At 37.2% G+C, this 25,188-nt stretch carries 14 protein-coding genes and 2 pseudogenes; 9 read left to right on the forward strand and 7 right to left on the reverse strand.

Annotated elements, in window-relative coordinates:
• Positions 1-294: 294 nt before the first annotated feature.
• A complete protein-coding gene (locus BUC21_RS04940) occupies positions 295-4,158 on the forward strand; it encodes a TIM-barrel domain-containing protein (protein WP_073399828.1) in 3,864 nt (1,287 codons plus the stop codon).
• A 77-nt stretch (positions 4,159-4,235) separates the two neighbouring features.
• Here BUC21_RS04940 and BUC21_RS04945 read toward each other — a convergent pair whose 3' ends face one another.
• Positions 4,236-4,538, reverse strand: a complete 303-nt coding sequence (locus tag BUC21_RS04945) for a GNAT family N-acetyltransferase (RefSeq protein ID WP_139261283.1) — start codon at positions 4,536-4,538, stop codon at positions 4,236-4,238.
• 201 nt (positions 4,539-4,739) lie between these two features.
• On the opposite strand from BUC21_RS04945, the gene BUC21_RS04950 reads away from it, so the two are divergent.
• From BUC21_RS04950 to BUC21_RS04980, 7 genes and pseudogenes are all read left to right on the forward strand, one after another.
• Entirely contained in the window at positions 4,740-7,316 is a 2,577-nt protein-coding gene (locus BUC21_RS04950; protein ID WP_073399832.1) for a family 78 glycoside hydrolase catalytic domain, read from the forward strand.
• A gap of 48 nt (positions 7,317-7,364) precedes the next feature.
• Positions 7,365-7,538: pseudogene (locus tag BUC21_RS04955) on the forward strand (transcriptional regulator); the annotation flags it as partial.
• A 44-nt stretch (positions 7,539-7,582) separates the two neighbouring features.
• Positions 7,583-8,176: pseudogene (locus tag BUC21_RS04960) on the forward strand (BRO-N domain-containing protein); the annotation flags it as partial.
• A 331-nt stretch (positions 8,177-8,507) separates the two neighbouring features.
• Positions 8,508-11,900: a helicase-related protein gene (locus BUC21_RS04965; protein ID WP_073399836.1), complete on the forward strand. Its 3,393-nt coding sequence runs from the start codon at positions 8,508-8,510 to the stop codon at positions 11,898-11,900.
• A gap of 2 nt (positions 11,901-11,902) precedes the next feature.
• Entirely contained in the window at positions 11,903-12,532 is a 630-nt protein-coding gene (locus tag BUC21_RS16585) for a hypothetical protein (protein ID WP_245797062.1), read from the forward strand.
• Positions 12,466-15,138: an Eco57I restriction-modification methylase domain-containing protein gene (locus tag BUC21_RS04970; protein WP_245797063.1), complete on the forward strand. Its 2,673-nt coding sequence runs from the start codon at positions 12,466-12,468 to the stop codon at positions 15,136-15,138. The genes BUC21_RS16585 and BUC21_RS04970 overlap by 67 nt, the downstream gene beginning before the upstream one ends.
• A gap of 288 nt (positions 15,139-15,426) precedes the next feature.
• Positions 15,427-15,885, forward strand: a complete 459-nt coding sequence (locus BUC21_RS04980) for a DNA-processing protein DprA (protein WP_245797064.1) — start codon at positions 15,427-15,429, stop codon at positions 15,883-15,885.
• Between the two features lie 248 nt (positions 15,886-16,133).
• Here the strand turns inward: BUC21_RS04980 and BUC21_RS04985 are convergent, their stop codons facing one another.
• The 3 genes from BUC21_RS04985 to BUC21_RS04995 form a co-directional block, all read right to left on the reverse strand.
• Positions 16,134-17,129, reverse strand: a complete 996-nt coding sequence (locus tag BUC21_RS04985) for a type II toxin-antitoxin system antitoxin SocA domain-containing protein (RefSeq protein ID WP_175550481.1) — start codon at positions 17,127-17,129, stop codon at positions 16,134-16,136.
• Positions 17,130-17,148: 19 nt separating this feature from the next.
• Positions 17,149-17,487, reverse strand: a complete 339-nt coding sequence (locus BUC21_RS04990; protein ID WP_073400063.1) for a type II toxin-antitoxin system MqsR family toxin — start codon at positions 17,485-17,487, stop codon at positions 17,149-17,151.
• A gap of 297 nt (positions 17,488-17,784) precedes the next feature.
• Positions 17,785-19,866, reverse strand: a complete 2,082-nt coding sequence (locus tag BUC21_RS04995; protein ID WP_073399842.1) for a BT4734/BF3469 family protein — start codon at positions 19,864-19,866, stop codon at positions 17,785-17,787.
• A gap of 279 nt (positions 19,867-20,145) precedes the next feature.
• On the opposite strand from BUC21_RS04995, the gene BUC21_RS16410 reads away from it, so the two are divergent.
• Positions 20,146-20,307 (forward strand): hypothetical protein, encoded by a 162-nt coding sequence (locus BUC21_RS16410; RefSeq protein WP_175550482.1) that lies wholly within the window; start codon positions 20,146-20,148, stop codon positions 20,305-20,307.
• A gap of 237 nt (positions 20,308-20,544) precedes the next feature.
• Here BUC21_RS16410 and BUC21_RS05000 read toward each other — a convergent pair whose 3' ends face one another.
• The 3 genes from BUC21_RS05000 to BUC21_RS05010 are packed head-to-tail and all read right to left on the reverse strand — an operon-like array spanning position 20,545 to position 25,179.
• On the reverse strand, positions 20,545-22,068 hold the full coding sequence (locus BUC21_RS05000; protein WP_083547601.1) for a glycoside hydrolase family 32 protein: 1,524 nt from the start codon (positions 22,066-22,068) through the stop codon (positions 20,545-20,547).
• A gap of 15 nt (positions 22,069-22,083) precedes the next feature.
• On the reverse strand, positions 22,084-23,463 hold the full coding sequence (locus tag BUC21_RS05005; RefSeq protein ID WP_073399846.1) for a DUF4960 domain-containing protein: 1,380 nt from the start codon (positions 23,461-23,463) through the stop codon (positions 22,084-22,086).
• Positions 23,464-23,496: 33 nt separating this feature from the next.
• Positions 23,497-25,179, reverse strand: a complete 1,683-nt coding sequence (locus tag BUC21_RS05010) for a RagB/SusD family nutrient uptake outer membrane protein (protein ID WP_073399848.1) — start codon at positions 25,177-25,179, stop codon at positions 23,497-23,499.
• Positions 25,180-25,188 lie beyond the last annotated feature (9 nt).

The raw sequence follows: 25,188 nt of genomic DNA on the forward strand, positions 1-25,188 counted from the left end.
TAACAGACAATTGCAACTTGTGTGGAATAAAAAAATTCCTGAATAATAGATAAATCTTTCTGCAGAGAAAAAAGTTGCTATTTGGGAATTAACTTGTCATAAAAGACAAAACAACAATTATCATAAGCCGTTATAATCACCTATATTATAATGGCTTTCTTTATATAACGAGCGAATATATTAAAAAAACCACATTTCCAATACATTAAGTATATTATTTAAATATAAATCTTTATTTTTGCATCACTTATTTATAAATAAGCGCTAATTTAATTATATTTTTAAATAATTAAAATGAAAAACTTAATTAGAAATTGCCAGCAGAGGAAGGCTATTTTGCTTGCGCTCACTCTGCCTCTGATGTTTTCATCTGCACCAATGCAAGCCAGACAAAGGGCCGAAAGTGTCAGAGAAGCAACGCAACAAAGCCTAAAAATTATCAGTGCAAGAAAAATCAATCCAACTACAATTGAAGTATTGCTCTCTGACAATCAGAGAATGACATTTGATTTTTATGGAGAAAACATCTTTAGAGTGTTTCAAGATAATTTTGGCGGAATATTAAGAGATCCCGAAGCAAAGCCGGAAGCACATATCTTAGTTAATAACCCTAGAAAAACTATCGCAGCACTCAATCTGAAAGATGGCAATGATCTTATTTCAATCACGACTGGGAAAATCAATATTCAGCTAAATAAAAAGACTTTGCTGATGAAGGTAATCAATCTTGCCACTAATGCCGTTGTATTGGAAGAGATTGAACCTGTACTTTTTGAAAAAGGAAAAGTAGTTTTGACATTAAAAGAAAACCTGCAGGAATTTTTTTATGGAGGCGGGGTACAGAACGGACGATTCTCGCATAAAGGAAAAGTAATTGCTATTGAGAACCAGAATAGCTGGACGGATGGTGGAGTTGCTTCTCCTAATCCTTACTATTGGTCTACCAATGGATATGGGCTGATGTGGCATACTTTTAATAAAGGGAAATACGACTTTGGTGCATCAGAAAGGGGGAAAGTGAAGTTATCTCACGAATCAAACTATCTAGACGTGTTTTATATGATAAACGACGGAGCGGTGGCTCTGCTGAATGATTTTTATCAGCTAACAGGAAATCCGGTACTGCTACCTAAATTCGGTTTCTACCAGGGACACTTGAATGCTTATAACCGTGACTTCTGGAAAGAGGACGAAAAAGGAATCCTTTTTGAGGACGGAAAGCGTTACAAAGAAAGTCAAAAAGATAATGGCGGAATCAAAGAATCGCTGAACGGTGAAAAGAATAACTATCAGTTCTCGGCCCGTGCTGTGATTGACCGTTATAAGAATCACGATATGCCGTTGGGTTGGATTTTGCCAAATGACGGATATGGAGCCGGATACGGACAAACAGAAACTTTGGACGGCAATATTCAAAACCTGAAAAGTCTGGGTGATTATGCACGCAAGAATGGAGTGGAAATTGGTTTGTGGACTCAATCTGATTTGCATCCCAAAGCCGATGTCAGCGCTTTACTGCAAAGAGACATTGTAAAAGAGGTACGCGATGCCGGAGTGCGTGTTTTAAAAACAGACGTAGCTTGGGTTGGTGATGGATATTCTTTCGGATTAAATGGAGTTGCCGATGTTAGTCACATTATGCCTTATTATGGTAGTAATGCCAGACCATTTATTATCTCTTTGGATGGCTGGGCCGGAACACAGCGTTACGCCGGAATATGGTCGGGCGACCAAACCGGTGGTGTGTGGGAATACATTCGTTTCCATATCCCTACTTATATAGGTTCGGGATTGTCGGGTCAACCTAATATTACTTCTGATATGGATGGTATTTTTGGTGGAAAAAATCTGGTTATAAACACAAGAGACTTTCAATGGAAAACATTTACTCCAATGGAATTGAATATGGACGGTTGGGGCTCTAATGAGAAATATCCTCACGCATTGGGAGAACCCGCTACATCTATCAACCGTTGGTATCTGAAGTTGAAATCGGAGCTGATTCCTTATACATATAGCATTGCAAAAGAAGCGGTAGACGGAATGCCGATAATCAGAGCCATGTTCCTCGAATATCCTAATGCTTATACAAAGGGAACAGCTACACAATATCAGTACTTGTACGGGCCTAACTTCCTGGTGGCACCTATCTATCAGGAAACAAAGTCGGATAAAAAAGGTAACGATATCCGCAATGGTATCTATTTGCCAGAAGGTACATGGATTGATTATTTCACAGGAGAAAAGTATACCGGGAATTGCGTTGTGAATAGCTTTGCAGCATCTCTGTGGAAACTGCCTCTCTTCGTGAAGAACGGAGCAATTATCCCGATGGCCAATCCTAACAATAATGTCTCTGAAATTAATAAAGGCATTCGCGCTTACGAAATCTATCCGTATGGAAACAGTTCGTTCACAGAATACGATGACGATGGTATTTCAGAAGAGTACAGACAAGGCAAGGGAGTTACAACAAAGATCGAATCGAGTGTTGATAAGAAGAACAATGTAACCGTTACCATTCATCCTGCAAAAGGAAGTTTCAATGACTTTGTGAAAGAGAAATCAACAGAGTTCAGAATCAATGTAACAGCAAAACCAAAGAAGGTGTCTGCCAAAATCGGGAACAAGAATGTTAAGCTAACTGAGGTGAATTCTATGGAAGAGTTCCTGAAGGGAGAAAATGTTTGTTTCTATGATGCTACTCCTAATCTGAACAAGTTTGCAACGAAAGGAAGTGAATTCGATAAAGTGGTGATTACCAAGAATCCACAGCTCCTTGTAAAGCTTGCAGCTACTGATATTACTGCAACTCAGACTATATTAAATATCGCAGGATTTGTATTTGAGCCTACTGATACATACCGAATCACAACAGGCACACTGACTGCTCCACAAGCGCAGATTACGGCAGAGAATACCGAAGCATATACATTGAAACCAACATGGAGCAAAGTGGCGAATGCCGATTTCTATGAAATTGAGTTCAACAGAATGATTTACACTACTATTAAGGACACAGAACTATTGTTTACTGACTTGACGGCCGAAACAACTTATTCGTTCAAGGTACGTGCAGTAAACAAAGATGGTTATTCCGACTGGACAGAATGCAGCGCTAAAACAAAATCGAATCCGTTGCAGTTTGCAATTCAGGGAATACAGGGCACAACAACAGCTTTGGATCAGGAAGGTTTCGAAGTGAACCGTTTGTTCGACTTTGCCGAATCGGGTGATATCTGGCATACCAAATACAGAGAAAATGCTTTGCCATTCGATATGGTTATTGACCTGAAAACAGTGAACCAGCTCGATAAATTCCAATACTTGCCACGCAATGACGGTGGTAACGGAACTATGTTGAAAGGAACTGTTTATTACAGTACGGACAAGATGAACTGGACAGAAGCCGGTGCATTTAACTGGAAACAGAATGGCGATGTGAAGGTGTTTGATTTTGCCGGTCATCCTACAGCTCGATACATTAAGCTAGCTGTAACCGAAGGCGTTGGCAACTACGGTTCGGGCAGAGAATTATATGTATTTAAAGTGCCTGGAACAGCAAGCTATCTTCAGGGAGACATCAACAACGATGGCAAGATTGATGGTAACGACCTTACTTCTTATACTAATTATAACGGTTTAAGAATAGGTGACTCCGACTTTGGTTATATCAGCAATGGGGATATCAACAAGAATGATCTGATCGATGCTTACGATATTTCTGTTGTAGCAACACAACTTGAAGATGGCGTAAGCAATCAACAAATAGAGAAAGTTGACGGAAGTATTAAGATAGGCACAGCCAAACAGATGTATAACAAGGATGAGATAGTCGAAGTTCTTGTAAAAGGTGAAAACCTAAAATCTGTCAACGCCTTAAGTTTTGCTTTGCCATATAATCAGAGAGATTTTGAATTTATGGGAGTACAGCCATTGAATCTGAAGAACATGGAGAATCTTACTTATGACCGTCTTCATACAAACGGATCGAAAGCTCTCTATCCTACCTTCGTCAACATTGGTAACAAAGAAGCAATTGAAGGTACAGCAGATCTGTTTATCCTTAAATTAAAGGCTAAACACAAAGTGAAGTTCGACCTGAAAGTTGTGGACGGAATATTGGTTGACAAGAGTCTGAACACTCATAAGTTTTAAGAGATAAACATACCTTAATAAAAGCTATCTGGAGCATTGAGTTCCGGGTAGCTTTTTTGTTTGTCATTCTTTACTGTTTACACCGCACAGGTACCTTCACCTCCAAAATCTTTTCCCGTAATGCCGTTATACTCCGGATGCCTTTGAAGCCAAACCACCGCATACGAACAGGTAGCCACAGGTTTATACCCATTTTCCAGAGCATAATCGTAAGCCGCCTTTACTAAAGCAGAAGCTATCCCCCTACCCCCAATTTCATCGGGAACAATTGTATGACGGATATCTAAACCGCCGTCAATCAGTTTGTAAGAAACATGAGCAGTTACTCCATCAACTACCACACTGAAAATCTTTTTTTCCTTATCATGTTCTATATTCATAATCATTCAATAAATATTTCATCTTATCACAAATATAATAATTGAATCTATAATAAAACTAATTATCAATCTATAAAACTCAGATATTTATTGTTTTATCAGTATATATATTATTATGAAGATTATTAATAGACGAAATACAAATTGAAAAATAATATTATCTTTAAGCCCAGAACCATCTAATACAAAACATAATAAGACATGAGACACATTACTAAATCAATTATTATTTTTTCATTTACTGTATTTTCATTATCCACTTATGCCCAGTCGGCTAAACAAGCTAAGGGGTATAAGACCAGTGCGCTCGACAATTCTGCATGGAATTGTTCCGAGTGGATATCTGTTGCCAATGCTCCTGTAGTCACAGAGCGCATTAACGACAATTCACGTTCTGCAGATGGAGCAAACTGGTTTAAAAATACTGTCAAAAACGATAAGAAAGTAAAGACAGCCCTGTGGATGACCACCGGACTGGGAGTCTACGACCTGTATGTCAATGGTACACCTATAGGAAAAGAGATTCTCAAACCAGGTTTCACTCATTATGCCAAAACCAAACGGTCGTTCACCTACGATGTTTCCGATGCCTTCAAGAAGGATGCAGGTGCCGAAAATAGTCTTTCCGTACAGGTAACACCAGGTTGGTGGGCCGACAAGATTATCACTCCGGGCAACAACAATGGTATGATTGGAAAGAAGTGTGCCTTTCGCGGAGTGTTGAAACTCATCTTCACTGATGGTACCACAAAACTATATGGTACAGACACTAACAACTGGAAAGCAGGCATAGCAGGAAAAGTAAAACATGCAGCAATCTTCGATGGAGAAATCTTTGACGATAGAGAAACTGCAGGATACGACACTTCTGTTGCCCTTACCACTCCCGAAGTCAACAAAGAATTCAATGGCGTGATATTACCTTCTCAGGGTGCTGAAGTATATTTCCGAGAAGACCTGGCACTTAAACCAACAAGAGCATACATCTGGGATGGCATAGAAGGGAAAAGCGACAAAGAATATGGTAAAGTGGTAATAACAAAAGAGTATTCCGATGGCGACATTATCACACTCATGCCACATCAGACACTTGTAGTTGACTTTGGGCAAAACTGTGCTGCAGTACCATCGTTTGTATTCCAGGCAGAAAAGGGAGCACAGATTCATTGCGAACCTGCAGAATTATTAAACGATGGTAATGGAGCCTACAGCAGAGGTATGGATGGTCCCGAAGGTAGCGTTCATCGCCTCAACCTTCGTACTCCAAACACAGGTATGATGCTTGATTATATCTTTGGCAATAACAAACCAGTTTGTTTCCAACCGCGCAACACCTTCTATGGATATAGATTTATCTCTATCGTTGCCACCGAGAAGGTCACTTTTAAAAGCATTCGTTCCATACCGATAACGTCTATCACCAAAGACATGGAGATAGGTAATATCACCACCGGAAACGAATCAATAAACCGACTTATATCCAACACTCAGTGGGGACAGCGCTCCAACTATCTGTCTATACCTACCGATTGCCCTCAACGCAACGAACGTTTGGGATGGACTGCTGATACACAAGTGTTTGCCGAGACAGGAACATTCTTTGCCAACACGCAAAACTTCTTCCATAAGTGGATGGGCGATATGCGCGATACCCAAAGTCCACAAGGAGGTTTCCCGGGTGTAGCACCATTTGGTCAATATTGTTCCGATGAGAGTATGCGACTAGGATGGGCCGATGCCGGAGTAATCGTTCCATATACAGTTTGGAAACAGTTTGGAAATGTAGACATCATAAATGAGAACTGGACTTCCATGGAGAAGTTTATCAACCATGCTAACGAAACCCGTTACACTCACAACTTATTATTTGAAGAGAATAAAGGTTCACAGTGGGCCGACTGGTTAAGTTACGAACCATTGGAGACATGCAGTGGAAAGTCGAGAGATAAAAATGGAACACTTCCTGAAGCAGAAGAATACTGGAATTATCTTAGTGCAGCATACTGGTTGATGGATGCCGAGATGATGCGCGACATGGCTAAAGCCACTTCTCGTGACACAAAGAAATACGAGTTGATGATGCAGGAAGCCAGATCATATATCTTAGACAATTTCCTTACCACAGATGGCAAGTTTAAGTTGGACATTCTGAACACCATGCAGACCCCTGCCCTCTTTGCATTAAAAAATAAACTCATCAAAGGAAAGGCACGTGAAGAAATGATTACCCGTCTACGAGAAAATTTCAAAGCCCATGGCGACTGTCTGCAGACAGGATTCCTGGGAACATCAATCCTTATGCCTACGCTCACCGAAAATGGAATGATAGATGTAGCCTACAACCTACTCTTCCAACGTAAGAATCCATCATGGCTCTATTCTATAGATAATGGTGCAACAACCATCTGGGAACGCTGGAACAGTTATATGATAGAAAACGGTATGGGACCAAAGGGAATGAACAGTTTCAATCATTATGCCTACGGTTGCGTATGTGAATGGATATGGGAAACAGCAGCCGGCATCTCTGCCGACCCAGCAAAACCAGGATTCAAACATATCATCATGTCCCCTGTTCCCGACAAACGATTAGGTTATATCAATGCACAGTATAAGTCGGCTGCAGGAACAATAAAAAGCAGTTGGAAATACAAAGGCAACAAATGGATCTGGAAGTTCACCATTCCAAAAGGTGCAACTGCCTCTGTCACCATCCCTGGCAGTAAAGAAACAAAAGAGTACAAGGCAGGAACTTATACAGTTGTTGCAAATATGTAATTCTTTGTTTCAATCGAGTAGGAGGAATTTCACTCAAACATATAAAATGTATCTCGTGTGGAAAAAGGGTTACCAACAGTAGCTATCGGTATCTATCTGCGAATTCTTTATGCTCTGCAGTTAGATGATGATATTCTTCTTTTAGCCAAAGAAGATACTATGGGCAAAGCGCTACAAGACTTGAATCTGAAGCAACGGGAAAGAGCTTCAAAGAAAGGTTAATATTACTCACATATTTTATCGTTTGTGATTTAAGAAATGAGTCTATGACCAAAAAACAAGCAATACAGCTCTTTGAGCAAAAACAAGTACGCACAATTTGGGACGATGAACAGGAGAAATGGTATTTTTCTATTGTTGACGTAGTTAGCATCTTAACAGATAGTGCTGACGGCAGAAAATATTGGAATAAGCTGAAAAAGAGACTCAAAGAAGAAGGAAATGAAACGGTGACAAATTGTCACCAGTTGAAAATGCAAGCAGCAGATGGGAAAATGCGTTTAACTGATGTTGCCGATACCGAACAACTATTCCGTCTTATTCAATCTATACCTTCACCTAAAGCTGAACCTTTCAAACAATGGATGGCAAGCGTTGCAAGTGAGCGGTTAGACCAGATTCAGGATCCGGAACTTTTTATTGAGCAGACAATGATGGACTATAAATGTCTTGGATATTCTGATAATTGGATAAATCAACGGCTAAAGTCTATCGAGATACGTAAGGACTTGACGGATGAATAGAAGAAGCATGGTTTACTGGAAGATATACATTTTGCTACTTTAACTGATATAATCTACCAAACCTGGGCAGACAGAACAGCCAAAGAATACAAACAATTCAAGGGATTGAAAAAAGAAAAAGAAATAGCAAAAAATTAAGCACTTATAAATTCAGCTCTACAAAATTGATTATAAAGTATTTCTTCATATCTTTACAATCATAATTAATTACTGGTAAATAGTATCTTATTATAAACTAAAATGGTGCAACAAATTCAGCATATCGATGTGTTAAATCCATAAAATCCATTAAATCAAAAGGAAATAGTTGTTTTAATAGCTGAGTAAAGGAAGCTCAAAACGGTTTCAATTCGTACAATAATACCGAAGTCAAAAACTTTAGTATAGAATAGCAAAACCACCTAAAGTCGGTAGACGAAATTTATTGAATAAAAGCAAATAAAAAAATATGGCACGTATATATGATAATATCGAGATTTCATTCACAGAAGGTCTAAAAGGTATAATTTCAAACAATGGTGTTAAAAGAGTTGATTTTTGTGTGGGATACTTCAATTTAAGAGGATGGAAAACAATTGTAAATGAAATAGATAAACTTCCGGGTGATTTTGTGTCTGAAAAAGATGAACGTATTTCTAGGACATGCCGTCTTCTTATAGGAATGCACAGACCACCAGATGATTTGATTAAATCATTTTACTCGATAAATAAAAATGATTTGATAGATACTGAATCTGTAAAAAAATGCAAACGACAAATAGCGAATGAGTTCCGCAAACAGTTAACTATGGGAATTCCAACCGCTTCAGACGAATGGACTCTTAGAAGGTTATCAGCTCAGATGAAGGAAGAACGGACTTGTGTAAAATTATACTTAAAAGAGCCACTTCATGCTAAATTATACTTAGCTTATAGACCTGATGACCATTTTAATAAGATTCAAGCTATAATGGGAAGTAGTAATCTAACTTATAGCGGTTTGTCGAAGCAAGGTGAATTAAATGCCGAATTTGGAGATAGTGATAGTGCTAAGAAATTAGCAAAATGGTTTGATGATCGTTGGGAAGATAGGTATTGTGTCGATATTACGAAGGAGTTGATTGAAATTATAGATGAAAGTTGGGCGAGCGACAATATTATTCCTCCATATTACATATACTTAAAAACTGCATATCATTTAAGCCAGGAAGCACGTAATGGTATTAATGAATATGAATTACCTACTGAATTTAAAGAAGATTTATTTGAATTTCAGGAAACTGCCGTGAAGTTAGCAGCACGCCATTTGGATAAAAGAGGGGGGGCTATGATTGGTGATGTTGTAGGGTTGGGTAAAACCATTACAGCTTGTGCTATAGCTAAAGTATATGAGATGAGAAATGCTTGTAGTACACTGATTATTTGTCCTGCTAATCTTCAAGAGATGTGGAAGAAATACATCATTAAATATGACTTAAAAGCAGATGTCGTTTCTATTTCTAAAAAGCTTGATTACAAGCATATGAAATATTACCGTTTAGTAATAGTAGACGAAAGTCATAATCTTAGAAATAACGAAGGGACCAGATACAGAAATATCAAAGAGCTCATAGAATATCAAGGTAGTAAAGTATTGCTTCTTACAGCTACTCCATATAACAAAGATTACAGAGATTTAAGTAACCAATTAAAATTATTCATAGGAGAAGATACTGATCTTGGTATTCAACCAGAAGGTTACATTCGTCAATTAGGCGGAAGTAGAGAATTCTCGATGAAACATAGCGAAGATTTTATTAGAAGCATAAAAGCCTTTGAAAGAAGTACAGATACTGATGATTGGCGGGAATTAATGAGATTATTCTTAGTTCGAAGGACTCGAACATTTATTAAGGATAATTACGCACCAACAGATCCGAATAATAATCGAAAATACCTCGAATTTAAAGACGGTACCAAATCATATTTCCCTGAAAGGCTACCTAAAGCAATAAAATTTCCTATAAAAGAAGGTGACCAATTTAGTCGATTATATTCTCAAGAAATGATGGATTTAATGGGGGCATTAAAATTACCTCGTTATGGATTGAGTCGCTATATATCGGAAAAAAAACAAGCAGAAGCTTCTGAATCTGAAATGCAAGTTTTGGAGAATTTATCTCGCGCAGGAATTCGTATGATGGGATTCTGTCGAACAAATTTTTTCAAAAGATTAGATAGCAGTGGAATATCATTTTTGATATCTTTATATCGCCACATCTTGAGAAATTCTATTTACTTGTATGCTATTGATAAGAAGCTTCCACTCCCTATTGGAGTCGAGAGTAATTTACCAGATGGATACAGAGACGATGAGGATGTTGAAAATTCATTGTTTGATGAGAATATAGACAAAAACAAGAATAACGAAGAATACAATGTGATTAGTTTTTGTGATGAGTATGAAAAATACATTAAACTTGGCGAAAAGCATTATAACATAATTTCAGCAGATAATAGAAGTAATGTATCATGGATTAGTAGTCAATATTTCACACGTACACTTAAACAAACTTTAAAGCAAGACTGTGACGTTTTAATACAAATGTTAAAATTGTGTGGTTTATGGAAGCCAGCCGAGGATCAAAAATTGAAGGCATTGATGGATATAATTGAAAACAGTCATAAAAATGATAAAATAATCGTATTTACTCAATTCTCCGATACTGCAAACTACATCGCAAATCAACTACAGAACATGGGGGTTAATAATGTAGGTTGCGTAACAGGTGAGACTGCCAATCCATCTGATATGGTCGAACGCTTTTCTCCTATTAGCAATAAAGTTGAGTATCCATTAACTTTGGACAAACAATACAGAGTACTAATTGCAACCGACGTATTAAGTGAGGGACAAAACTTGCAAGATTCTCATATCGTAGTAAATTTTGATTTGCCTTGGGCTATCATACGCCTTATTCAAAGAACTGGTCGTGTTGATCGAATAGGACAAACTGCAGAAGAGATTTTTTGTTATTCATTCTTTCCAGCAGATGGGGTTGAGAACATTATTAATCTTAAACGAAGATTAAATGACAGAATCAATGAAAGTGCAGATATTGTTGGAGGTGACGAAATCTTTTTTGAAGGTAATGAGCAAAATCTAACAGATTTATACAATGAAAAAAATGGAGTGCTGGATGAAGAAGATGATGGTGAAGTAGACTTAGCGTCACAAGCATTCCAAATATGGAAAACAGCTACAGAAGCAAATCCTAAATTAAAGAAAATTATTCCGAGCCTTAACAATGTTGTATATTCAACCAAGACTAACACTTATGGAACGTTAAAAGAAGGGGTTATCACTTACGCAAAAACACCTGAAGGTAATGATATGCTAACTTGGATGGATAAGAAAAACAACGTTGTCACTCAGTCTCAACAAACCATACTTAAAACGTTATCTTGTTCCATTGATGAACCAGCACAAACAGCCATAGATTCTCATCACGATATTGTTGCAAAGTCATTAGCCCTAATGCAACAACAAGAAGTGCGCACAAGTGGTATATTGGGTAGCAGATTTAGTACTAAATATAGGCTATATACACTACTTGACGGATATTGCAAACGTGAACAAGGCTCTTTGTTCTTAAGCGATGAAGTTAAATTAGCTACAGACGACATATACAACTACCCACTTCGTGATAACGCAAAATACATTTTGGGCCAACAACTCAAAAGAGGTGCAAAAATTGAGGATATTGTCGATATGGTAACAGAGCTTCGTAAAAACGATGAACTGTGTATCATTAACGAAGAAGATTCACAACATAACGAACCACAGATTATTTGCTCAATGGGATTAAAAAACATAGAATAGTTATGAACAGAACGCTATTTAATAGATATATCACAGATGCTAATTTCAGCACTTTATTTAATGAATTAGGTTGGGACAATATTCCTGCTTACCAATACGATGCGTCAATCTCTATTGATGAGATAAATTATGAGATGAAAGCTATTACTCGTAAAAGTGGATTTATTGTTTATACTTGCGAGGTTGATATAATACCTCAAAATGCTACGTGCCGTAAAATTGATATGCGATTGCGTAAATATTCAAACGACTACATCTTAATCTTTGTACAACGTAACAGCAAACATCATTTATGGATTGCACCTATTAAAACTGTTGAAAAAAGAGATTTAGTAACAATTGAATATGCAACCTCAGCGCAAGCCGATTTCTTATTTAGCAAATTAGACAGTATTAGTTTCGATATAGATGAAAATGTTACAATTGTCGATGTAACAGCTCGTATACATGAGGCTTTTGAAGTAAATTCAAGCAAAATCACTAAAGATTTTTATGCGGGATTCAAGAAGCAACACAATTCTTTTGCTTCATTTATACAAGGCATTGAAGTAGATGGTGATAAACAGTGGTACGCTTCTGTAATGCTCAACCGTCTGATGTTTTCTACTTTATTCAGAAGAAAGGTTTTTTGAATTTCGATGCAGATTACTTGCGTCATAATTTGGAATTGAGCCAGAAGCAACGTGGCGAAGATAAATTTTTCAAAAGTTTCTATAAAGGTTTTTTGCGCGCTTTATTCCATGGAGGTTTGAATAATCCAAAGCACAATTCTGATTTTGAAAAGGTTTACGGACGTATACCATACCTTAATGGAGGTATGTTCGATGAGCATCAATTGGAAAAGCAATATGCCGATATAGATATTGCTGATGACGCTTTTGAAAATCTATTCGCTTTCTTTGATAAATGGTGTTGGCATCTTGACATCCGAATAACCGCTACCGGCAAGGACATAAACCCCGATGTGCTAGGTTATATATTTGAACAGTACATCAACGACCGAGCTAATATGGGAGCATATTACACGAAAGAGGATATTACTGAATATATAGGCAAAAACTGTATTATACCATTCTTGATTGACGAAATTACCAAAACTTCATCAGCTAAAGACTTCAAGTCAGAAGGTTTTGTTTGGAAAATGCTACGCGAAAGCGGAGATAAATACATCTACGATGCTGTTAAAAAAGGTGTAAAATTGTCACTCCCCGATTACATTGAACAAGGTATTAACACCTCAAAACCAAACTTATTAGAACGCCGTGCTCGTTGGAATGAAAAGACTGATGAACAACTGGCACTTCCTACAGAAATATGGCGTGAAACGATTGAAAGACGCTCTCGATATAACGATATAATAAATAAAATCAATGCAGGCGAAATCACACAAATTAATGATTTTATTACGTATAATCTCGATATCCGCTCGTTTGTATATGATTTGTTAGCAAATACTACCGATCACCTTTTCGTTAAACATTTCTATACAGCATTACAGAAAGTCACAATCTTAGACCCTACCTGTGGTTCTGGCGCATTTTTATTTGCAGCACTTAATATATTAGAACCACTTTACGAGATATGTATTTCTCGTATGGAAGAATTTAATACAACTAACGAGAAACTATTCACAAATGAATTAAGCGAAATAGAAAATAAATATCGTAGTAATATACAACACTTTATATACAAAAGCATTATACTTCGCAACCTTTATGGAGTTGATATAATGGTTGAAGCTACTGAGATTGCCAAACTGCGTCTATTCCTAAAGATGGTAGCTGTAGTCGATGTTGATAGACATGCAGACAACCTTGGTTTAGACCCTCTACCAGATATTGATTTTAATATCCGTTGTGGAAATACATTGGTAGGATATGCCACTAAAGAAGAACTAAATAAAGATTTAACCTATGGCGATTTTTTTGCCAATCAAGAGTTCAAAGAAAAAGTAGAGAACGAAATGGAAAAGGTTGCTATGGCTTATGAACGCTTCAAGGAGATTCAACTTAACCAACAAGATGATATAGTTGTATTCAAACAAGCAAAAATAGCTCTTACTGAACGCCTTGCAATCTTGAATGATGTTCTTAATCACAGATTGTATGGTATAAACAACGCGCTCACCTACGAAGATTGGCATTCTTCACACCAACCGTTCCACTGGCTAGCTGAATTCTATCAGATTATACAAGGCAATGGTGGGTTTGATGTTATTATTGGAAATCCACCATATGTGGAATATACCAAGAAAGATAAACAAACTCATAAAGCTATTTGTGATAAATATAAACTTGAAAAATACAAAACAATTAAATGTAACAACTTATACGCTTTTGTCATTGAAAGAAGTTGCACTATAATTAGAAATAATAATATTGGAATTATTGTTCCCTTAACAATAGCATCTAATAATAATATGCAGATATTAAGAAACTATATCTGTAATATTGGAACTGTTTATTTTAGTCACTATGAAATACGTCCAGCAAAATTATTCGAAGGCGTAGAACAGAGGCTGTCTATTTTTATCATCAGGCAAGAGACTTTCAAAAAAATATATAGTACTTCTGTTACAAGATGGCGTTCCGAAGATAGAAATTCGCTTTTTAGACTTACAAAATATGCAAAATCATTTAATAATAATAATATTTGGAGATTATCATCTACAATTGAAAGTCAAATTTATGCTAAATTTATTAAGCATAATCCTGTTTCTTTATACTTATCACAAACATTCAAAACAGAGAACAAAATATGTTATCGTACAGCAGGAGTTAGATATTGGATAATGTTTCTCTTAAATGGGTTTAACTCTGATTCACTAAGCAATAAAGAATCATCATTTATTGAAAGAGATATGGCTCCATTCTATATGAGTGTTTTTAACTCTAACTTGTTTTGGTGGTATTATGCTATCAATTATGATATGTTTAATCTTAAAGATTATATGATTTTCAATTTTAGATTAAATTATATATATGATAAAGCATTGATCGATTTGGCATATAAATTAGAATTAGACTTAGATAATAATAAAAATGAATTAATTACCAATAGTAAGACAAGAGGAACCGTAGCTTCGTTTGTATATAAGAAAAAGAAATCGAAGCTAATTATTGATGAAATTGACAAAGCCTTAACAAAACACTATGGGTTCAACGATGAGGAGCTTGATTTCATCATAAACTACGATATCAAATACCGTATGGGGGACGAATTGGAGGGAGGAGAATGAACAATAAAAGGCCATTAACTAAAGAAGGAAAGCAACGTCTACTATTTTCAACGTAAAAGATGATATTATCAATGTCAAGTAGAGTCGATGTTTGGATACATTATTACATGTTAATTAATAGAATAAAGAAACAATTCAATATTGAAAAAGCAACTGAATTGATAATCGTAGATGATTTACTTAGTCTTGCCATCTATATATCCTTTATATATATTGATTTAGCAAGTGTTATAAGGATATTCCTGTCTTCAACACTAAGTTATGAAAAACGTTATGAATTAAATTATAATGAATACTAATCTTGGAAATAAGGAATTAATAAAATTATCAATAGTAGCATTTCTTGCCTCTCGCACTATATCGTCGGAAACGGTACTAAAATGTTATGATTGGGCAACTGAGCAAAAAAAATTAGGCAATTGCGTAGTTAGCGGGTTTCATTCAAAACTCGAAAAAGATGTTTTGCACTTCCTACTAAAGAGTAAAACTCCAACCATATTAGTTCTAGGACGCGCGCCATACAAGAAACTACCCAAAGAGTTTGAAGTTGCAGTTAGTGAAGAAAGGTTACTAATAATATCAATATCTGACGCAATGAGACAATCAAACGAGACTGCTTTTGCTAGAAATAAATATATAATCTCTATTGCAGACGAGATAGTCTTCGGTTCTCTTAATAAAGAAAGTTCACTATATCCTTTATATGAAAAAGCTAAAGCTAATGGAAAACCGATAAAAGTATTATAGTTATGACAAAGTAAAAAGAATTATACACAGCAATCAATACTTTTAAAAAATGCAGCTTTAAATTCGAGCAATGAGCTACTAAAAAAATCACGAGTTGGAGAAAGAAAATAATCCCTCCTTTTGTTAACAGAAACCATAAAACAGGCACTTAGTCTGGTTCAGCATGAATTGAATTGTGAGAGAAATATTTAATCTGCTTTATTCTAAAGGCCTCGAATTCGAGGCCTTTAGAATAAAGCAGATAATACCTAAATTAGTCTCAAACTAAAAGCTTCAGAATATGGAATCAGTTTATTTTCCTGAGAGTAATTGATCCATGCATCTTCTTTGTGACTTTCGGCTACAATCTCATCTGTTTTCATAGGCTGGATGATACGAACAATCGTTTCCAAAGTCTCTTTTTCTTTTTCATCGAACAACGATAAATCATATTCATCACAAGTTAGGCGTGTGCTTTCCATATCGTGAGCAAGTACTATTTCTTTGTTTATGCCATCAATGTTATCATAAATGGTATTATAATGAACCGGAACCGGACCAAATTGAATAGCCTGATAATTAAGTCCGCTGATTGAAATACCGAAACGCTTGTAATGATAGAAGTCAGCATAAAACATTTCTTTATTCAATTTTGTAGGAAATATGGATTTGGAATTACATACAAAGTATTTTATCATTTCCATAAGTTTTTGAACATTAGGATGCTTAAAACCATTATAAACAGACCGCTTAATATCTTTATAAAAAAGACTCTGTTGAGCTGAACACGTTACTTTATCGGAAGCACAACTTATTGCTTCTGATACTTTTAGATATTCATCTATTTCAAATTCCTCCTTACTGGCTTCCAGAAGTCCTAAAATAACTTGTTTGTTTTGCATAGCCAGAATCATTTTCCCATTTGATTCAGATGGTATTTGTCCATTCTCATATTGGGCATACTGATTAGCTCCAAATCCTAATATTCTTGTTATTTGGGAGTAGTTCAACTTATAGCGTGTTCGGATTTCTTTGATTTCTTCAGGAAAAGGAATACCATGTTTTACTCTATACTGAGAATAGAGATCGTTGAATAAGAGTTCGTCCTGTTCTGTAGTAGTAAACTTTTCTCCAGTGTCTTCGCACATATAATAGCAAACATGTACCGAATATGTTTCTTTTCGGAACTCATGTTCTTCTACAGTACTAAATTCCTTAACCTTTCCACCGGTAAAAGGACTAACCATATCTACATATTTTTCCATATTCATTTGTTTTTAAATACTATTTGAATGCATATTTCATCGGAAATTCTGCTGTATGAAAAGAAATGCAAATGGTTCTGTTATTTGTATTACCCATAGATATCTTAATATACAATTCTGTACCATCATAATCTTTGCCAAACACCCACATATCTCCAAAACCAATAGCATCAATAGTCTCAACATAATCATCAACCTCTATCTCTTTGATAATTTCCTCTCTGGCATGTGGAGTGATGCCTAGTAATTTCAAAGCTTCAATATTCTTATCTCTATTCAAGAAAATAATTCCCCATAGGCTGAATTTAGGTTTGAATTGTCGGAGAAATGCCTCAACTTCTTGCTCTGATTTTACCATCTGTTCTTTTGAAAACAAAAATAAGGATTTCTAATCTATGAAACAAAGATATCCACTTTAAAGTTTAATATAATATTTATATTTAACTATAAAATGAAAATAATTGAAATAAAAGAAGATATTATACCTTACTTATTTAGTATAAAATAATAGTTCCACAATTTATCGCAATTTCTCAAATTCATCTCCCATATCCCCCACTAAAACACCTAAAAAGCCCTAACAAAAGGGCTTTCAACTAGTAGCAGATAAAAAAGTTCAACTTTTCATCTGCTACTAAATCAAAACTATCTCCCACTAAATTGGGCGTTCCGCAACATCATAATAGGTATTCCCGTTAATCCTTCGGCTGGGGATGTTTAGCTTTTTAAGGATACGCCCAAAATGAATGGCTCTTGTGGCGGTTAGCTTAATTCCACTTTTCTTCTGTAACTGGGTGAAAATCTCCACGGCAAGAAGTTCACTGCTCTCCTCGCCTGCTTCTGCGGGGCGATAGTATTGGTGGAAGAGTTGCTCGGCTGCCGGGGTTTGCTCGAACTCGCGGTTCTTGTTCATTAGTATAACCTCATCGTCTGCGTTAAACCAATAGCGTTCTCCGCTTTGCAGCTCACTGATTGCCTGGGCGTAGAGTTGCTCGTGGTTAATGGGTTGTGTGTCGTCTATCTTTCCGGTTAGCAGGATACAGATGAAACGACGGCCACCGGATTCATCGGTCAGCAAGTCGGCATGATTACTCGTGGCTATGAACGATGCATAACGGCGAAGCTCCTGCACAGCGGTTTTGTGCGGCTTGCGGGTGTTCACCACCGGTTTCTGAAGAATATGCTTCAGAAAGGCTTGATTGCCTGCGCTAATTTGGTCGAACTCATCAATGTTAATCAGCGCAAACCGATTAAGGGAGAGCTCGGCATCGCGCTTCTGGCTGAAGTCGACACTGTCCGTGTAGTATGCACGCAACGGTGGCGGAATTATATTGAGGCAGAAGGTGGACTTTTTATATCCTTGCGGACCAACGAGCAATGGTGCTGTGCTGTTGGCGTGCTTTTTATCTGTTCCTCTCCAATGGGCGGTCATGCAAAGGAACCAGCGGTGGAAAAAGTTGGGCCAATGTGGATTGTCGCACGGCACTGTATTGGCTAAAGCACGAATACGATCTTTCCCGTCCCACTTGGGAAGTGCGGAAAGATAGTGTTCAATGGGTGAAAATAGCGGAACTCTGTCTGAGTAAACGTAACGTTTCACATCTCTATCCCACAGTTGCAGCCCTTCAAACTGGGCATTGAGGGCAATGCTGTTCAAGGCTCTGTCACTGATAGGACGAAAATCAAAGATAAATGAATTGCGTTCTCTGTACTCCACCTCGGTGGTCTGTGTGTTATAGCGGAATTCATAACGGCGCTTCATAAACTCATCAGCTTTCATCGCCATACTTTGCTCGGGACGGATGCAAGGCTTACTGCCGAAACTCTTGCCAATGAGATACGCATTATGAATGGTTTGCCTCACTTCTACTTCTTTTTCTTTCATGCCAAAATGAAGTATTGCGCCATTCACCACCTCCTCTTCGGGAATGCCGGACTTGAAGCAGTTATTTGCCAGTGCCACCAGAAGCGGCTTCACTCCTTCTTCTCCCGAACAACCTCCAGTTTCGATCAATGCGGCATTCAAAGAGGTTTCAAACAGGGTGGAAACAACTCTGCTTCGTTCATATCCCGGAACAAGTCGCTGCAGAGGATTGTTCTCTTCCTGCACTGCCTCCTGATAGGTGGTTTCGGCAGGCATTTCTGTGGGCTGTTCCTGACGGATGGCGTGTGCATGGGGCGCAACATATAGTTCGGGATCAAAAGAGAGACGGCAACTATGCTCCAATGATGGCTTGTTTATTGTTATAGGAAATGGTATCTGCGACTGATATAACAGGACTGCACGGCGATAGGCATGTGCATGAAACAGTTCCGCTTTTCTGTACGTTTGCGGCAGAGTGCCGTCAGGGAGGGTGAATGGCACAAGTATCTTCACAGTTTTGCCTGTAGAGCCGATAAACGCTGCTTTTGTCTGTGGAAAACCGGATGCAATGTGGCGAATACTGGCGGCCTCATCCGTACCGGAAAGATTGTTAACTTCCAGCAATACCAGTCCGTTGTACTGCTTCATCACCTGAGTTTCATTTTCTTTTTTAAATCCTGCGGCAAATAGTATCCGAGGGACTTTTTTTGCATAAATATTGCTTTCGGTATCATAATGAATTTGTAAAGAATGTCTCATGGTTGTAACCAAGTGCTCTTTACCCTCATTTTTCATGCTATCTAATAAAGTTTCTAACTTTACCATACGTTGTGTCTTCTTCTCTCCAAGGCTTCTAATCTGCGTTATATTCATATTTATTTTATTGTTTTGTGGTATAAAGATAATATCAAAAACTATTAAAAACCAAATAAAAACACCACTATTATTTAATTATTTTTTACTACATAATAACAAGAGAATTAAGCTATTTACTGGCGTAACATAAGCAAAAACTTAAAGAAATATTAGTAAGCCCGCATTCGAGGGCCCATCGGTCTGCAGCCGTAAACCCATGGGCCCCTGAATGCGGGCTTATCGGTTCACGGCTGCGGGCTTACTTAGCATTAAGGAAAGAATTATATAACAGACTAAATGAAACACGATAGCAGTAACCGACTTTCAGGAAGAGGCTTAAACCCTAAAATGAATGGAGAAAAGCAATCACTACACTCACGCATTATGTCGAAAAAGAACTACTCCATCACGGGTATTTCCGGAAGAAATTTCTCTGCTTTCTTTGAGCATAAAAAATAAAAATTGAGCCATTACAAACTAGTGGCAGATGCAGGATTTAGTAGCAGATAAAAATGTATAGAACATTTATCTGCCACCAGATTAAACATCTGATTATAGGATTATTAGATGCATTTTAGTGGCAGGTAGCAGATGATAATGCTTTTTTCGTTTTTTTCTAATAGAAAAAGCGGATAGATTGTATTTAATCTATCCGCTTAATTCAAAATAATTGCAATTGTAAAGTTTGCCAGTTCTTTACTTATTCAGTGCTACCTCTGTAAATACTGCTTCACCACCTTCGGCAAATATACCCCAGGGGTTCTGATTCATTTGATAAATTCGGTTACTCAATGCAATTACACCATTTACATAAATAACACAAACAGAGTTTTCTATAACAATAGTCACTTTAAATTGTTTATTTTCAGGTATTGTAAGAGGAGTTGAAGTGCGCGTAGCCAATACGTTGCCGTCTTTTATGTAGTCCAGTTTCAACGTTTTACTAGTTAAATCGAATACCAGATCATGTACCTCACTGCGAGCACCTCCGGCACCAAACTCAAAGCCAAAGCGGGTAGCCGTACTTGCTTTTACTGTAGTCGTAATTTTATATGTTCCTTTTTGACGATCAAACAGTGCTATGGCCTTGCCACTTGTACCATTCAATGTATAACTATTGTCTTGCACTTGTGCATTGTTATTTACCAAGGCCTTTAGAGCTACTTCGTTGTTTAGTTTCTGATCAACCGATGCGGGGATAGTTACATTCAGCGTTCCATCACTATTTTGTGTCAACTGGTGAACAACCAATGATCCTGCCCAACCATAATCACTGGTATCATTATTTCCACTACGGGTAGGACACCATCCGAATAAGAAACGATTTGTACCGTCACTTGCAGTCTTTCCGGCATAGTAAGCAATGCCATCCAGAGCTGAATAGGAAGGAACTTTCCAGTCGTTAGTTCCTACAACCCGATAACGATAGTGCACTTTGCGGTCATTATTAGCCCAGTCCCAGTTAGAGTATACCAAATATTGGTAATTTCCCATAGTAAATACATCCGGACATTCCATTACTCGTTCTCCATTAAAGTAGAAGGGGTCTTCCAGTTTCCAGTTCAACAAATCGGTAGAAGAGTATTGTGCAATAACTGCTTGCCAATCATTCACTGCTGCCACATAACCACGGGTAGTAATGAACATCTTATAAACGTTACCTTCTTTCATCACGAATGGATCACGGAATTCATTAGCATCATATCCGTTGGCAGCCTGAAGTGAAAAATTAGTTTGCTTAGTCCAAGTTTTCATATCCTTTGATGTAGCTAAATAAATTTTCTCGGCAGGATTAAGATTTGCATTGTGTGCAGTGTAATAAGCATAATAGGTATCGCCCGCTTTTATTACCGAACCTGTACCCAAAGCATCTTCCTGACTTCCGTCCGCTCCGCAAGGAATTACTTCGCCGTTATCTTCATACGTCATAAAGTCGCTTGTAGTTGTCTTTGCCCAAGGGTGAAAAGTGGCAGCTCCATCACGTGCATCAAACAAGTAGAACACATGAAATTTCCCATTTTCGTAAAAAGGCATTGGGTCCCCCACCCAGCCATTGGATGGCTTCCAGAAGGAAGCATACGTCTGGTGTAAGTCGTTTACATCAAAATAAGAAGGAGCAGAAAGATCTGCATTTGGATCGTTGCACACGTATTCCTGATCACTGCAAGCCGTAAGGCTTGCAAGTGAAAGGAGAGTTGTTACAATATAATTAAGTTTCATAATTCTTCAATTTTATTATTTAGCCAGATAATTCAAAATATTCCCAGTCAGAGTCTCCAAATTGTCAAGATAAGAATTAGCAGGTGATCCATCTTCATTATACCAGTCATAACTTTCTACAGCAATGGTGATAGTAGCTCCATTACCATTTTGACGTTCGTATTCAGTAATAATGGAACGTTGATTCATAGCATCGTCCCAATAGAAACTAGCTAGTTGTTTACCACCATTCTCGTTTTGCCATTTTGCTACATCAAAATTGTAACCTGTCCATGTATCAAAGTTCCAGATGGCATTGTGTCCTTTTACTTTCACTCCCTTGCCCATTATGTAGAAGCGTGATGTTTCTCCAATTTCCATGCGCAAACCTTTAAAGATAGGATGGTTTTCGTGACCGGTGAATCTCATTCCCCAATTTTCGCCTAAGGTTGAAGGACTATTTCCATATCCCCAGTCATTATTCCACATTTTCCCATTTTTGGCAATATCAAGTGATGCTCCCAAAGAAGCACCTGCAGAAGTAAGTAATAAACCTCCTCCTTGTGTATGGAACTTCTTCAACGCATCAATAACTGTTGCATCGGTAGCAATAGACGGAATTTCAAGTTTATCAGGGTCACAATGATACCAAAGCACACCATACTTACTTAAATCGGCCCCTTTCTTGATAGCATCGAAGGATATATATACAGGGTCTACAAAATTCTCAGATAACCAGTTCCATGCAGCTTTTTCATCCAAATTAGTAATTTCACCGGCAGTAGCAGCTTCTCCTAAGAATCCTACCGGAGTAAGATCTGTAGGCACTACTGTTACTTTGTAGGTAAATGTTTCGTCCAGATAGGAGATATTGTAATCCACCGGACTCGTAAAATCAAGAGTCGTTGCAGTTGGTGATACTACTTTTGCCCCATCGGTAATTGTAAATTTGGGAGTTAAAGCTGTAACATCTTCCCCTTTTGGATAAAGTACTGTAATAGTACGGACTGACTGATGAATAACCCCTTTATATTTGCCGATTGAGAACGTTAGGATTTTTGTTTTATCACTTACATGAGAAGCCACAACATTATAATCATGATAAAGATTCCCATTGACAACACGGTAAACTGTCACTTTTGAAAGGTCAATTGGCCCTTCAGGATTTTCAGGGCTTACAATATGTGCACCTTCAGATAGAGTTATAACAGGTGTGATCTTGGTTAAATCGGTTGCAGAAGGGAAAACTAATTCAATAAGACCAGATGTTTCATTCAATGTTTCTAATTTAGCATTCGCAGAAAAGGTCTTGATTTTCACCTCACCCGAATTGCTTATTCCGTTGTAATCTTCGCTACATGATACTAAATTTAGTATCATTATTAAAGATAAGAATATGTATATAGATTTTTTCATTTTAATATATCTTTAAATTGTAATTTGACTACATTATTTCCATCCTGGATTTTGCTTATACACCCCATTTGTGAAATTTATCTGTTGCTGAGGTATTGGAATGTATTCATCCTGATTCTTATCAAACTTACCAGCAGAAAGGAATGAACGTCGGGCAGACTCGCTATTGAAATAATTGTTCATAACCTGACTGGCAATACCCCAACGTACAAGATCAAAGAAACGATTTCCTTCCATTGCTAGTTCCAAACGACGTTCCCAACGAAGTGCCTGACGAGCAAAATCTTTATTCCATACACAATTTACTCCATTTTTATACAAGGAAATATTAAGATTATTTGCATACGGAATAAATGTAGTACTATTCTTGGCACGTTCACGAATCATATTGATAAGTGGAAGTGCTTCTTGTTCACGATTCAGTTCTATAAGAGCCTCAGCACGCATTAATATAACATCTGCATAACGTAGTACAATTCTATTTTTAGAGTTTCCATAAAATGGAGAGACATTTACAAAACAGTCACATGAAGGATCTACATTTTCTTTTAAAGAAGCATACAGACCATAAACAGAAGGATTTCTATTCCATTTCTCTTGATAAATTAACTCTTCATTGTACTTATAGGGTACTCCAGGAAGAGCAACTGTATGATATAAACGTGGGTCTACTTTATCAAGAGTTTTATCGTAATTTTTATTATTAAAGGAGTCAAATTCTGGTAATCCGTTAGCTGTTTTAAAAGAATTCACCAAATTTTGACTTGGTTTATGGAAGTCACAACAACCTAATCCCATTGGCACAGAAAGTACATCTCCCCAATTCAAGCGACCAAACATAGTACCGTCTCCTGTAGAATATTGTACTGCAAACAATGATTCAGGTCCGTTTTGATAGGCTCCCGGTAAAAAGTTACATGCTATATCCGGCTCTAACTTATAAGAAGAATTCATCACTACCTGGGTATAATCTAATACCTGATTTAAATCCTGAGCGTTTATTTCTGTCACACTATTTTTCTCATCCTGACGGTAAGCCTTGAAAATGTACGCTTTTGCAAGATAAGCAGCCGCTGCAATCTTATTGGCTCTTCCAACCTGACTTTGAGCTACCGGTAATAAATCGTATGCTTTTTGAAAGTCATTGCAAATAAATTCCCATTGTTTGTCATTAGGTAATGTATTAGGTACCTTATCATACTCATTCAACGGAGTATCTTCATCAACCAAAGGAATATGTCCAAAAACTTCTTTTAGCATAAAGTAGAAATGTCCTCTCAAGAAATACATTTCTCCCATACGGGCGTCTTTATTAGGAAATTGAGATTTATCCACACTTTTCAAAACACTAAGTGCAGAGTTGGCACGCGAGATTGCTTCATAAATAAAAAACCATAAGCCATCTGCTTCACCAAAATCTGATTTTATATTTTCTGATATTTCATAAAAATGAAAGTTTACAATATCATTTTCATCATTACCACCTTTATATGCATCATCGGAACGTACGTTACCATATGGCCAAAGACTGAAAGGTTTATCATAATGGTCGTTTCCTAAAGAAGAATAAGCTGCAGATACTAGTCCTTCTATCTGCTCAGGACCTTTAACCTGTTCTTCATCAAGGATTCCCTGAGGAGTTTCATCAAGAAAGTTACAACTATTGAGCATTAATGCTGAAACAGAAGCCAAAACTAAATATTTAATTTTTTTCATTGTACGAGG

Source organism: Bacteroides luti (assembly GCF_900128905.1).
GTDB lineage: Bacteria > Bacteroidota > Bacteroidia > Bacteroidales > Bacteroidaceae > Bacteroides > Bacteroides luti.

Excerpts from the sequence above, each read along its gene's own strand:
- BUC21_RS04940 (WP_073399828.1), top strand. The coding sequence starts at position 295 with ATGAAAAACTTAATTAGAAATTGCCAGCAGAGGAAGGCTATTTTGCTT.
- BUC21_RS04945 (WP_139261283.1), bottom strand. The coding sequence starts at position 4,538 with ATGAATATAGAACATGATAAGGAAAAAAAGATTTTCAGTGTGGTAGTT.
- BUC21_RS04950 (WP_073399832.1), top strand. The coding sequence starts at position 4,740 with ATGAGACACATTACTAAATCAATTATTATTTTTTCATTTACTGTATTT.
- BUC21_RS04965 (WP_073399836.1), top strand. The coding sequence starts at position 8,508 with ATGGCACGTATATATGATAATATCGAGATTTCATTCACAGAAGGTCTA.
- BUC21_RS16585 (WP_245797062.1), top strand. The coding sequence starts at position 11,903 with ATGAACAGAACGCTATTTAATAGATATATCACAGATGCTAATTTCAGC.
- BUC21_RS04980 (WP_245797064.1), top strand. The coding sequence starts at position 15,427 with ATGAATACTAATCTTGGAAATAAGGAATTAATAAAATTATCAATAGTA.
- BUC21_RS04985 (WP_175550481.1), bottom strand. The coding sequence starts at position 17,129 with ATGGAAAAATATGTAGATATGGTTAGTCCTTTTACCGGTGGAAAGGTT.
- BUC21_RS04990 (WP_073400063.1), bottom strand. The coding sequence starts at position 17,487 with ATGGTAAAATCAGAGCAAGAAGTTGAGGCATTTCTCCGACAATTCAAA.
- BUC21_RS04995 (WP_073399842.1), bottom strand. The coding sequence starts at position 19,866 with ATGAATATAACGCAGATTAGAAGCCTTGGAGAGAAGAAGACACAACGT.
- BUC21_RS16410 (WP_175550482.1), top strand. The coding sequence starts at position 20,146 with ATGAAACACGATAGCAGTAACCGACTTTCAGGAAGAGGCTTAAACCCT.
- BUC21_RS05000 (WP_083547601.1), bottom strand. The coding sequence starts at position 22,068 with ATGAAACTTAATTATATTGTAACAACTCTCCTTTCACTTGCAAGCCTT.
- BUC21_RS05005 (WP_073399846.1), bottom strand. The coding sequence starts at position 23,463 with ATGAAAAAATCTATATACATATTCTTATCTTTAATAATGATACTAAAT.
- BUC21_RS05010 (WP_073399848.1), bottom strand. The coding sequence starts at position 25,179 with ATGAAAAAAATTAAATATTTAGTTTTGGCTTCTGTTTCAGCATTAATG.